We start from the raw sequence: 12,078 nt of genomic DNA on the forward strand, positions 1-12,078 counted from the left end.
GGCGAACCGGGGTTGAATGCTTAGCGCATCTCCGGCCGGATGACCTTGGTACGCAGCACGGACTCGTTCAGCCGCAGCTGGCGGTCGAGTTCGGCCACCGCCTCCGGCGTCGCCTGAAGGTCAACGACGGCGTAGATGCCCTCGGCCTTCTTGTTGATCTCGTACGCGAGGCGCCGGCGGCCCCACACGTCGGTCTTCTCCACCGAGCCACCCGCGGTCCGGATCACGTTCAGGTACGTGTCGAGCGACGGGGCGACGGTGCGCTCCTCGAGGCTGGGGTCGAGGATCACCATTACTTCGTAATGACGCAAGACGTGCTCACCTCCTGTGGGCTATGCGGCCACGGTCCTTCCGTGGCAGGAGGTCTGCGTCGTGGCCCGCTCGCACCGGGGGGACCCGGCCGGACGCGGACAACCGGACCAGAATACCCGGTCCCGACGATCATGCCCGGGCAGGTCGGGGCGACCGTCCGGACACGGTGACGGGGGCCCGGCCCGGCGTCGAAGCGCCGGAACCGGACCCCCGTCCACGAGGCCGCGGGGCGTCCCGTCCGCATTCCTTGGGTGGGACCTGGGGAGGAACGACCACACCGATGAGGTTGGACCGGAGACGCCCCGCGGAGCTTTATCGTGTTGTTATGTGACGCTACAGCGGCTTCGGTCACTTCTCGGGGCTTTTGGGAAATTCACCCCGGTCCTTACCGGATCGCCGCCCACTTCCGCGTCCGGTGCGCCCGTTCCCCCACCTGATTGGGCCCGGCGCATCCATCCCGGTCAACGACCCGACGTCGGCCGGGTGACGCCGACCGCACCGGAACCCGGCCGCCTCCGGCTCGCCGACCCGCCCGCAGGCGTGCGCACCGGGCGTCAGGGGTGGGACGTAGGCTCGCCTTCATGCGTATCGGAGCTCACGTCGACTCGACCGACCCGTTGGCGGAGGCAGCCGCCCGCAGCGCCGACACCATCCAGTTCTTCCTCTCCGACCCGCAGGGGTGGAAGACGCCGAAACCCCGGGAGGACGCGGAGCGGCTCAGCTCCGCCGCCGTCGACCTCTACGTGCACGCGCCGTACGTCATCAACGTCGCCACCCTGAACAACCGGATCCGGATCCCCAGCCGCAAGCTGCTGCTGGGACACGCGGACGCGGCGGCGGCGATCGGCGCGAAGGGCCTGATCGTGCACGGTGGGCACGTCAACGCCGGCGACGACCTGGCGGTCGGCTTCGACAACTGGCGCAAGACCTTCGCGTACGCCGCGGATTCGGGCGGCTTCAAGCTTCCCGTCCTGATCGAGAACACCGCCGGCGGCGACAACGCCTGCGCCCGCCGGCTCGACGCGCTGGCCCGGCTCTGGGACGCCGTCGGCGGCTACGACGTGGGGTTCTGCCTCGACACCTGCCACGCCCACGCCGGGGGTGAGGAGCTGCTCGGCCTGGTCGACCGGGTCAAGGCGATCACCGGCCGGATCGACCTGGTGCACGCCAACAACTCCAAGGGCGCGTTCAACTCCGGCCAGGACCGGCACGACAACCTCGGCGGCGGGACCATCGACCCGGACCTGGTGGTCGCGGTCATCCGCGCGGCCGGTGCCCCGGTGATCGTCGAGACGCCCGGTGGGGCGACCGGCCAGGGCGCCGACATCGCCTTCCTGCGCGACCAGCTCGGTCCGGAGGGCCGGGCGGCATGACGACCGACCAGTCCGACGCGCCGGGCGGGACCGGCCCGGCCGGCGACGACCGGACGACCGCCGAGGGCGGCGCGGCCGACAGCACGGGCACCGGCGCGCCCGTCACGGGCCGCACGGACCCCGAGCAGTCGGGGCCGGGTGAGCCGGAGCGGGCCGGAGCGACTGCCACCGGGTCGCCGCCCGCCGACGCCGCGGCCGGGAAGCCGGCCGGCACCACGACCGGTGAGCCGGTCACCGCGACAGCGAAGCCCACCGCCGCCACGACCGGCGGTCCGGCCGCGTCCCCGGACGGTGAACCCGCCGGGAGTACGCCCACCAGGCCCGACCCGGACCGGTGGGAGGCCTTCGGCCCGGTGCCCGAGCGGCAGCCCACCCGGCTGGACCGGGTCCGGCGGCGGCTCGGCCGGTTCGCGGGGCACGAGTGGACGTTGGCGGCCCTCGGGTCGCTCGCCCTGGCCGTGCTGCTGACCTGGCCGACGTTGCGCTATCCGCTCTACACCCTGCCGCAGGACTACTGGGACCCGAGCCTCCAGTCCTGGCAGATGGCCTGGTCCGGGCACGCCCTGCTGACCGACCCGGCCGGGCTGTTCCAGTCCAACACGTTCTTCCCCGAGCCCTGGAGCTTCGCCTTCTCCGACATGCTGCTCGGCTACGCGCCGGCCGGCCTGATCGGCACCGGGCCCGAGGCGGCCGTCCTGCGCTACAACATCGTCTTCGTGCTGGCCCACGCGCTGGCCACCTTCGGGGCGTACGCGCTGGCCCGGCAGCTGGGGTCGGGGCGGGTCGGCGCGGCGGTGGCCGGCGTCAGCTACACGTACGCCCCGTGGCTGCTGGCCCAGGCGGGTCACCTGCACATCGTCTCCAACGGCGGCATCCCACTGGCGTTGGCCATGCTGGCCCGGGGGCACGGCTGGTCGTTGCGGCACGGCTACCGTCCCGAGCGTCGCCGCACCGGCTGGGCGTACGCCGGCTGGCTGGTCGCCGCCTGGCAGCTCAGCCTCGGCTTCGGCATCGGCCTGCCGTTCGCGTACCTGATGGCGGGGGTCGTGCTGGTCGCGGCCGTGCTGTGGGTCGCGCGCCGGCCGGTGTTCGGCGCCCGGCTGCTCCTCGCGGACCTGATCGGCGGGGCGGTCTTCGCCGCGGTCGGCGCGCTGCTCTCCATCCCGTACTTCAAGGTGGCGGAGCTGCACCCGAACGCGCAGCGGACCATCGGCGACATCGCCATCTACTCACCGCCGGTGAGCGGCTTCTTCACCGCGCCGGGTGAGTCCCGGATCTGGGGCAGCCTGCACGAGGGTGCCCGGGCGGCTCTGCCCTGGCCACCGGAGATGACCCTGCTGCCGGGCTTCGTGCTCTACGCCCTGGCCCTCGGCGGCCTCTTCTTCTCGGTGTGGCGGCTGCGCCACCGGCTGCTGCTGCTGGCCGGGGTGGTGGTGACCATGGCGCTGGCGATGGGCACCCGGCTCTTCGACGGCACCTTCACCTACGTGCCGCTCTTCGACCACCTGCCCGGCTGGAACGGCCTGCGGACGCCGGGGCGGATGATGCTCTGGGCGACGCTGCTGCTGGGCCTGCTGGCGGCGGGCGCGGTCAGCGCCTTCGGCGAGCGGGTACGCGAGATCGCCGCCGAACGGCCGCCGTACCGTCCGGGACCGTGGCTGCGGCTGGCAACGCTGGTCCCGCTGCTGCTGGTGGCGGTCGAGGGCCTGAACTCCACCCCGCATCCGGTGGTGCCGGCCCAACCGGCGGCGCTGCGTTCGGTGGAGGGGCCGCTGCTGGTGCTGCCGAGCAGCCAGAACCTGGACCAGCCGGTGATGCTCTGGACGACCACGAAGTTCCAGCAGGTGGTCAACGGGGGCAGTGGCTTCACCCCTGACCAGCTCGACCGGGTCCGGGGGCTGACGCTCAACTTCCCGGACGCGGCGAGCGTCCAGCAGCTGCGCGACCTCGGCGTACGCAACGTGGTGCTGCTTCGCGACCAGCTCGCCGGGACTCCCTGGGAGCGGGTTGTGGACACGCCTGTCCACCAGCTCGGCATCGCCCGCGAGGAGGCCGCCGGTGTGGTGGTGTTCCGTCTCTGATCCCCTGCTGGGAGTCGGATACCGGCTTCCGCCGGGCTCGCGGCCGATTTCAGTTGCCAATCTCTACTTATCGATTTCTTATCGTCGCGTTTGGTAACTTCTCGGCAACGGTACGGGGCACCGGCCCGCCTGGCGGGCCGGTCGATGCGGGAGCCCACTGTCGGCCCAGTGGGGCCAGCGGTGGTCTCCACGGTGAGAGGCGATTGTGGAGTTTCGGTTTCTAGGTCCGCTGACGATGCGATCAGATGAGGCCCCCATCCCTTTGTCCGGCAAGCGCAACCGCAGGCTGATAGCGGGCCTAGTCGTGGAGGCGAACCAGAGCGTCCCGGTCGATCGACTCATCGACATCGTCTGGGACGAGTACCCTCCGGCGACTGCCCGCCAGCAGATCCAGAACCGGTTGGGCAGGCTGCGGTCGCTGCTCCTGCGTGGCACGTCGTCCCTGCGGCTCGTCCGGCAGGGCAACTGTTACGTGCTGGAGGCGACCGACGAGCACATCGACGGCCTGCGGTTCCGGCGGCTCTGCGCGGAAGCGGAGATCGCCCGGCAGCAGGGCCGGTCGGACCTGGCCACCGGACTGCTTCGCGACAGCCTGGCGCTGTGGCGCGGGAACGCCATGCAGGACGTCGACTCACCCGCCCTGTACGCCGACGTGGCCCACTGGGAGGAGTCCCGGCTGCGAGTGATCGAGAGCCTGGTCGACCTGGAGTTCGCGCAGGGCAACACTGCCGCCACCATCGCCGAGTTGCAGCCCTGGGTGGCCCGACATCCGTACCACGAGGGCTTGCACTGCCGCCTGTCGGAGGCTCTGCACGCGGCCGGCAGGACGGCGGAGGCACTGGCCGTCATCCGTCGCCTGCGTCATCAACTCGACCAGGAGCTGGCAGTCGCCCCCGGACCGGAGGTCGCCGAACTGGAGCGGCGGATCCTCGTCGGCAAGGAGGAGGCGCCCGCCGGTGCCGTGCAGATGGACCGCCGGGCGGCCGAGGCGCTGCACCAGGCGCTCACCGAGACCACCCGCGCACTCGGCATCCTCACCGAGGCCCTTGCTCGGGTGTAGGGCTGGCCGGCTCTCGAGATCTCCCATCCTCCCCGCCCGTCCGCATCGATTGCGGCTCGACGAACGCCGCAGCGCTCTCCATCGCGCGGCCACGATCACGCGCCGCGAGAGTGCCGGTGCGATGACCACAGGGTGGCACCGACAGGCAGGGTGGAGCCGTCCACACGCGAGGGGAGAACAATGCGGAAAGTGCTCAGCGTCGTGGGAGCGGTCCTTGCTCTCACGCTTTCCATGGCCATCGAACCCGCTTCGGCGTCCGCGGCGGCCCGGCAACCAGCGGCGCCAGCGGTCGCCGGCGAGCTCACGATGCATCAAATGTCCACCGAGAACAGCACCTACCTCTCGGAGACCACACTGGTGACCACCGGCTGCGGAAGCGCCTGCGACTACAAGGACCCCGCCTCCTACAAGATCTACTACAGCGGCTGCTCGACGTGCTACCACTACTGCGCCGACGACGCGATCACCCCGACCCCGACGACGAGCTACGACATCCGCAACTCGGGCGCGTCGATCCAGCTGCGGTACAGCCCGCGCTGCCGGACTGCCTGGGCGCGCACCACCTACTACGACTATGCGTACATCAAGGTGGAGAGCCGCTACTCCAACGGCACCACCCGGGCGGTCGCCGGCGTCGACAAGTGGCAAGGCGCTTCGCCCTGGACGGCGATGCTCAACGACGCCGGTCTTCAGGCCCGGGCCTGCATGGCCAACCAGGGTCCGATGAGCGGCTACACCTGCACCTCCTGGTACTGAGGATGCGCGGCGTCCTGCGAGGTTGACCGGCGTGCCAAACGGTCGGCGGCGGTGGGATCTCCGACCGCCGTCGGCCTCAGGCTGCGGCCCGGACAGGAGTCGGTTCGGGCGTGGGCTCGCGGTGACGCCAGCGGCGGTGCCACGGTGCATCGGGCGCACCGTCGAGGACGCCCCCGTCGGGATCATCGGGATAGGTGCGGCGGACCGCGTCGAGCTCCGGGTGCAGGATCTCCCGGATCACGAGCACGCAGAGCAGTACCACGGTGCACAGCCGCAATGTCGAGGCCAGCACGAACACACCCTCGGGAAAGACCGGCTGACCCTTGGCGGCACCGAGCAGTTCGCCGTAGAACGCGGCGAAGTAGCAGACCTCGGCGACCTGCCAGGCCAGGAAGGCACCCCAGCGGGGCCGGGCCAGCACCACCAGCGGCAGCAGCCAGAGCACGAACTGCTGCGACCACACCTTGCTGAAGATCAGGAACGCGGCCACCACGAGGAACGCGAGCTGGGCCACCCGGGGCCGGCGGGGCGCCAGCAACGCCAGCGCGGCCACGCCGGCACACGCCAGTGCGAAGAGGGCATACGATACCCAGTTCAGGGTGGGGATGTTGGCGTTGAGCCACTGGAACGGCCCTCCCGTGGATGAGCCGATCCGGCCGTCCAGGTAGCGACCGACGTACCAGAGGGTGCCCCAGTCGATCGGCCGGTCGTTGTTCAACTCGAAGAACCGGTTCCAGCTCTCCCGGTAGGGAATCGCGACTGGGAGGTTCACCAGCGTCACGGTGAACACGGCCGCCGCGACGGACAGGAGGGCAGCCCGCGTACGGCCGGCACGCAGCGCCAGCACCAGGAGCGGCCCGAGCAGGAACAGCGGCCACATCTTCGCCGCACCGCCGAGCCCGATCAGCGCCCCTGCCAGAATGACCATCGGCACGCCCCGCCGACTCGTACCGGCGCGCGCCCAGGCCAGCAGCCCGAACGCGGCCAGCCCGATGGCGAGCAGGTCCCAGTTGACGGTGGCAGTGAGCAGCAGCGCGGGGGACAGCGCGAAGAGCGCGGCATCCCAGGGTCGGCGGCGGCGCAGGGCGAGGATCACGGCCATTGTGGCCACCGCCAGCACGCTGAGCACCAGCGCGTTCAGGTTGTAGAACCACTGTCCCTGGTTGATTCCCGGGTTGTCGACGCCGATCGCGTGCACCGGCAGGCCGAGCGCGCCCATGAAGTAGCCGGTGAGCACCGGGTATTCGACGGGGTGGTCGGCGTAGGGCACCTTGCCCTCGTTGAGCCCTTCGGCGTAGTAGAGCGCCAGCACGTCGGTGTAGCACAGCCGGGTGTACTGGACGTTGTTCTGCCAGGCTCCGTCCTGGCAGGGCGACTTCTGCACCCAGTGCAGGGCGAGGGTGAGGCAGGCGAGCGCCAACACGATCCGGGCCGCTGTCCAGAACCGTCCGTGGCCCGCCGCAGGCCTGTCCAGAGGCGCGGCGTGGTCGCCGAGCGGGCCGCCGATCAGCTCGCTGCCACCCCGGACGAAGCCGTCAGAGCGGGACGGTTGGTCGCTGGGCCCGACCCCGTGCGGGGCGCGCGTCGACTCGGTGCTCATGGGGGTCATCCTGCCGTACGCCGGGCGTTTGCGTCTCGCCGGCGACCCGACGGTCCCAGCATGCGTCGCCGACCGTCCGCCGGCTCGGCACGCCGCCGGTCCTGCACTTCCTTCGGTGGCGATGGCGCAACGGTGCGCGATCGATGACGCGGCCGACGAACCTGCAGGCCATCGGGTCGCGTCGTAGACCGCTTCTGCTGTCTCACGACGGGGCTGTCGTCGAGAACGGAGATCGGGTTGAAGGGTTCGAGGAGACGCCGCAGCTGGTTGCTCGCCGCCGGCCTCACCACAGCCGCGCTCGCGCTGCAGCCGTTGGCTGCCGGAGCGGCGGGCAGCACCAAGGCGAAGCCGGAGCCCGCGCCCGCGGCCCCGGCCGCCACCGACAGAGCGGGTGCCGCCGACGGCCACAGCGCCACCCCGGCGCAACGGGCCCGGATGGCGGCCGAGGCGCCGCTGGCGAAGGTCGCGGCCCGCATCCGTACGGCGGCCGTGGCGAAACCCTCGGGCTTCGCCGGGGTGGAGCTGCGCGACGGTGCCGTCACGGTGTACTGGAAGGGCGACGTGCCCACCGACATGCAGCGGATGCTGGACGACGAGGGCCGCAAGGTGCCGGTCACGGTACGGCAGGCCGCCTGGTCCGCCAGCGAGATGTCCGGTGCCGCCACGGCCCTCGCCGGCCGCGTGCGGGCGGACAAGGCCCGGGCCGGCACCCTGCGCTCGGTGACCTCGCTGCGGTGGAGTATCCGGGGCGACGGCCTCACCGCCACAGTGGCGGACGGCGGGAAGACGCCGGCCGCCCTGCCGGACGTGGGCGTCCCGGTCACGGTGGTCGAGGAAACGGACCCGGCCGGCGCGTCGGGTCGCGGCGGATCCCCGGCGAGGAAGCCGGCAGCTGCAGCGGCGACGGGCACGGACAGCGCGTCGGCGACCGGCACCCTCGCGGGGGTCACCTGGCCGGACCCGAGCCGGCAGGACGACACGACACCGGCTTGGGGCGGGGCCCACCTGATCAATACCAACGCGACCGGTGGCAACCACGGCTGGCTGGTACGGCTGGCCGACGGCAATATCGCCGACGCGGACACCAAGTGGCACTGCACCTCCGGCTTCCCAGTGCTCGACAGCACGACGAACACCGAGCTGATGGTAGGTGCGGCGACCTGCGGGACGCCCGGCAACACCTACGTCGACCCGAGCGGTGACGTCGTCAACGAGACGGCCGGGGTGAGCTCGGCCTGGTACCAACCGGGCCGCGGAGTGATTCTGACCAGACCCAAGGGCGGCGCGGAGCCGTTCATCTATGACGGAGGAAGCTGGGGTCAGGACGGCTGGCAGATCGCCGGTTGGGAGGCGCCCATTACCGGTCAGCAGGTGTGTATCGCGGGTGCGGAGACCGGCACCTACTGCGAGGTGACGGTCAGCGAATTCGTCGGCAACCAGACCGCTTGGCTCGCCAATGCACAGGGTGGGTCAGACCAGGTCAGCGGCATGACGATGCTCTACTCCCACCCGACCGGCAGTCCCATCGACCCCAACAAACGGGTGTGGACGCTCAAGGACGGTAGCCCCTGCAACGGGTACGAGTTCTTCTCCGATATTGACTCCACCCAGTGTCCGAATCTGACGTTCCTTCCCGGTGACATGGGCGCAGCGGTCTACGTTCTGCCTGGCCAGGGCCCGCAGACCGGCGTGATCATCAAGGGCATGATCGCCCGGGTCCACAACGACAACCCCAACGACAGTTTCTGGCATCTGAGCATGGTCGGCACCAACGAGATCCAGACCGCCTTCCCGAGCGTGGTCCCGCTCACCGCCGCGAACGACCGGAAGTGAGGGGATGAAGATGACTGCGCTCAACGTTTCCAGACGCCGCCTCGCCCTGCTGACCACCGGCGCGGTGACTGTCAGCCTGCTTCAGGGCCCGATGGCCCAGGCCCGGCCGGAGCCGCAACCGACGCAGCAGCCCCGGGTGGGCACGGTGGCCGCCGCCGACCGGGACCGGGTGCTCGGCCGGAGCTGGCGCGGCTCCACCGACCGGGCCTGGACCACCGCCGGCGATGCCGACGGCTTCCACGTGCTGGTCGCCGACGCGGCCGACGGGTACGCCTGGCGTACGGCGGCGACGCTGCGCGAGGCCGGATTCGACACCGACCGGTGGATCGGCAACGCCTGCGTCACCTCGTCCGGCCGCCGGGCCGTCGTCGTGTACGCCCCACGCACCTTCACCAACAAGGCGGAGCTGAGCGCCCGGGGTGGCTTCACCGCCGTGGTCGACCTGTCCACCGGCGCGGTCACCAAGCTGCCCGTCACCACCAGCCTCGCCTACTTCAACCCGGGTTGCGGGGCTGGCGAGTCGGTGGCGCTGACCCAGGAGGGTGACGAGGAGCAGCCCGGCACCCGGCTGTTGCGCCTGGACGCCGAACGGGCTGAGGTGGGCCGCAAGGTGCAACTGAAGGGCCAGTTCACCTCGGCCGTGCCGAGCGGGGACGGCTTCGTCGGCGCGCTCGGCGACCGGTTGGCTTCGGTCGATGCGAAGGGCGGCGTACGCAATCTGGCGGCCAGCCGGGGCGTCCCGTTCGCGATCCGCCCCGACCGCGACGGCGGGGTGAACTTCCTGGAGTCGGCGGGCGGCACGATGCGGGCTCGTCGACTGACGAAGTCGAAGGTCACCACCCTGGCGGAGGGAAAGATGGGCGCCTTCGACCTGGAGCGCGGCGCGGCCGGGCGGGTGTTCCTGACCGGCCGACCCGCTGCCGTCAAGCGGCTGCCGGCCCCGGTCACCCGGTTGGCGGTGTCGGCCTCGGCCGAGGTCTCCACGACCGGCGGGTTGGCCTTCCAGCGGAAGATGACGGCGCAGGAGACCCTTCCCGGTGCCGCCACCCCGGCCGACGCGAAGGCGCCGGTCCAGTTGGACGCCCAGGTTCCGGCCACGGGGGACACGGTTGCCTTCCAGGTCACGCCGACGGCCACCACGCCAGCGGCGGCCACCCCCGCGCTCGGCGTCTCCCGTCCCGCCACGGCCGCCGGGCCGCAGTCCCGGACGGCGACGGCGGAGGCCACCACCGGCGACCTGTTTGAGCCGTACACGCCGCAGGACCCCGATCCTTGGTGTGCGGTGCCGCGCAACGACATGGCGACGCAGGCCTACCACCCGCGCCCCCGGCAAATCGAGTGGGCGGTGGACTACGCCATCTTCGGCGCCCTCGCCCAGACCCGCCCGGCCAACTTCCGGGGCTTCGGTCTGCCGGCGTACTCCCCGCAGGGGATGTTCCCGCCGCGGACGCTGGCCGGCGGCAAGCACGTGGCCGCGCAGATCATGCTGGGCATCTTGGCGCAAGAGTCGAACCTGTGGCAGGCGTCGCAGACCCAGTCCGGCGAGTACGGCAACCCGCTGATCGGCAACTACTACGGGCGGCACTACTACGACGCGGACACCAGCGACGACTGGCGGATCCACTGGGACGAGGCGGACTGCGGCTACGGCGTCGGGCAGGTCACCGACGGCATGCGCAAGGCCGGCAAGGAGAAGCCTGGCGAGACGGCGCGGCCGGCGGACCACCAGCGGGCCATCGCCTTGGACTACGCGGCGAACATCGCGGCGGCATTGCAGATCCTCCAGGACAAGTGGAACCAGACCTACAACGCCAACCTGCGGATCAACAACGCCGACCCGACCCGAATCGAGAACTGGTACTTCGCGGCGTGGGCGTACAACAGCGGCTTCTACCCGGACAAGGGTGACGGCTCGCCGTGGGGCGTGGGCTGGGGCAATAACCCCATCAACCCCCGGTACGACCCGGCGCGGCACCCGTTCCTGGACGTCGCGGACCCGTACAACGTGAACGACAACGTGCCGGTGTTCAGCGACGCCGCCCACCCGCAGGACTGGCCGTACCAGGAGAAGGTCATCGGCTGGGCGGCCCAGTCCATCGACACCGGCGACGACGGGGTCGGGTTCCGGACCGCGTGGTGGCTCGGCGATCCCCTGCAGGCCCGGCTGCGCCGGACCGCGCAGACCCCACCCTTCCTCAAGTTCTGCAACTTCACCAACACCTGTGACCCGATGCAGTCGGTCCAGCCGAACGCGCCGGGCATGGAGACCGAGAAGCCCGGCCCGTGCCTGCACAAGAACAGTGCCGGCCAGTACGACCTGAAGTGCTGGTTCCACCTGCCGGTCATCTGGAAGGACGACTGCATCGACAGTTGCGGCTTCGAGGGCATTCGGTACGACGTGCCGATGAACTACTCGGAGCCGACGGACGGCACCCACAACCCGCCGAAGTGCACGGCGAGCCAACTGCCCAGCAACGCGATCGTCGTGGACTTCATCCGGGCCGGGGCGAGCACGCCACGCTGTCCGGGCGTCACACCGAGAAATGACGGGACGGCGCAGTTGGAGTTCAAGGCCGGCTGGCCGGGCGAGTACACCTCGAAGATCGACTTCCATCAGCTCGACAACGGCATGGGGGGGCACCACTGGTTCACCCGGGCCCGGGCGTCGTACAAGAACCAGGTGATCGCCACGTGGAGCCCGCCGGTGGCGTACGCCGGGTGGACTGGGATCTACGCGTACATCCCGCAGACCGGGGCTCGCGCGCCGGACGTGGTGTACGACATTAAGACGGGGGACGGCCGGATCCGGCACGTGACGGTGGATCAGGAGTTCCACCGCAATTCCTGGGTGTTCCTCGGTAACTACCAGCTCCGCTCCGGGTCGAGCGTCACGCTCGACTCGTTCAAGCCGGCGCCGTCGGAGAAGACGATCGGCTTCGACGCGATTGGGTTCGTGCCGGGGGGAGGGTCCTAGGCGGAAAACCGGGACGGGCCGCCGGATCACTCCGGCGGCCCGTCGTCCGCGTTCAGTCCGAGCACCAGCCCGTCTCGCCCAGGTGACCG

8 protein-coding genes are annotated in these 12,078 nt (G+C 70.9%); 6 read left to right on the forward strand and 2 right to left on the reverse strand.

Going from position 1 to position 12,078, the window contains the following annotated elements:
- Positions 1-20: 20 nt before the first annotated feature.
- Positions 21-311, reverse strand: coding sequence for a 30S ribosomal protein S6 (rpsF, locus tag GA0070564_RS25080; RefSeq protein ID WP_088643630.1), 291 nt, complete (start codon positions 309-311; stop codon positions 21-23).
- A gap of 582 nt (positions 312-893) precedes the next feature.
- Between rpsF and GA0070564_RS25085 the strand changes: the two genes are divergently transcribed.
- The 4 genes from GA0070564_RS25085 to GA0070564_RS25100 all read left to right on the forward strand — a co-directional run bounded on the left by GA0070564_RS25085 (position 894) and on the right by GA0070564_RS25100 (position 5,582).
- Positions 894-1,685: a deoxyribonuclease IV gene (locus tag GA0070564_RS25085; RefSeq protein ID WP_091613954.1), complete on the forward strand. Its 792-nt coding sequence runs from the start codon at positions 894-896 to the stop codon at positions 1,683-1,685.
- Positions 1,682-3,766, forward strand: a complete 2,085-nt coding sequence (locus GA0070564_RS25090; RefSeq protein WP_091613958.1) for a hypothetical protein — start codon at positions 1,682-1,684, stop codon at positions 3,764-3,766. The genes GA0070564_RS25085 and GA0070564_RS25090 overlap by 4 nt, the downstream gene beginning before the upstream one ends.
- Positions 3,767-4,070: 304 nt before the next feature.
- On the forward strand, positions 4,071-4,826 hold the full coding sequence (locus GA0070564_RS25095; RefSeq protein ID WP_176730832.1) for an AfsR/SARP family transcriptional regulator: 756 nt from the start codon (positions 4,071-4,073) through the stop codon (positions 4,824-4,826).
- A 315-nt stretch (positions 4,827-5,141) separates the two neighbouring features.
- Entirely contained in the window at positions 5,142-5,582 is a 441-nt protein-coding gene (locus GA0070564_RS25100; protein WP_176730833.1) for a DUF2690 domain-containing protein, read from the forward strand.
- Positions 5,583-5,658: 76 nt separating this feature from the next.
- Here the strand turns inward: GA0070564_RS25100 and GA0070564_RS25105 are convergent, their stop codons facing one another.
- Complete coding sequence (locus tag GA0070564_RS25105; protein WP_091613974.1) at positions 5,659-7,182, reverse strand: glycosyltransferase family 87 protein; 1,524 nt, start codon at positions 7,180-7,182, stop codon at positions 5,659-5,661.
- Positions 7,183-7,449: 267 nt separating this feature from the next.
- Between GA0070564_RS25105 and GA0070564_RS25110 the strand changes: the two genes are divergently transcribed.
- Together GA0070564_RS25110 and GA0070564_RS25115 are read left to right on the forward strand one after the other, a co-directional pair.
- On the forward strand, positions 7,450-9,015 hold the full coding sequence (locus GA0070564_RS25110; RefSeq protein ID WP_091613977.1) for a chymotrypsin family serine protease: 1,566 nt from the start codon (positions 7,450-7,452) through the stop codon (positions 9,013-9,015).
- A 4-nt stretch (positions 9,016-9,019) separates the two neighbouring features.
- The gene (locus GA0070564_RS25115; protein WP_091613982.1) at positions 9,020-11,989 is read left to right on the forward strand and encodes a golvesin C-terminal-like domain-containing protein; all 2,970 of its coding nucleotides are present in this window, start codon (positions 9,020-9,022) and stop codon (positions 11,987-11,989) included.
- Positions 11,990-12,078 lie beyond the last annotated feature (89 nt).

It is taken from the genome of Micromonospora mirobrigensis (assembly GCF_900091555.1).
Taxonomy (GTDB): Bacteria; Actinomycetota; Actinomycetes; order Mycobacteriales; family Micromonosporaceae; genus Micromonospora; species Micromonospora mirobrigensis.

What these genes read in the sequence shown, in the direction of transcription:
- GA0070564_RS25090 (WP_091613958.1), top strand. Translation starts at nt 1,682, where the DNA reads ATGACGACCGACCAGTCCGACGCGCCGGGCGGGACCGGCCCGGCCGGC.
- GA0070564_RS25105 (WP_091613974.1), bottom strand. Translation starts at nt 7,182, where the DNA reads ATGAGCACCGAGTCGACGCGCGCCCCGCACGGGGTCGGGCCCAGCGAC.
- GA0070564_RS25115 (WP_091613982.1), top strand. Translation starts at nt 9,020, where the DNA reads ATGAAGATGACTGCGCTCAACGTTTCCAGACGCCGCCTCGCCCTGCTG.
- GA0070564_RS25100 (WP_176730833.1), top strand. Translation starts at nt 5,142, where the DNA reads ATGTCCACCGAGAACAGCACCTACCTCTCGGAGACCACACTGGTGACC.
- GA0070564_RS25085 (WP_091613954.1), top strand. Translation starts at nt 894, where the DNA reads ATGCGTATCGGAGCTCACGTCGACTCGACCGACCCGTTGGCGGAGGCA.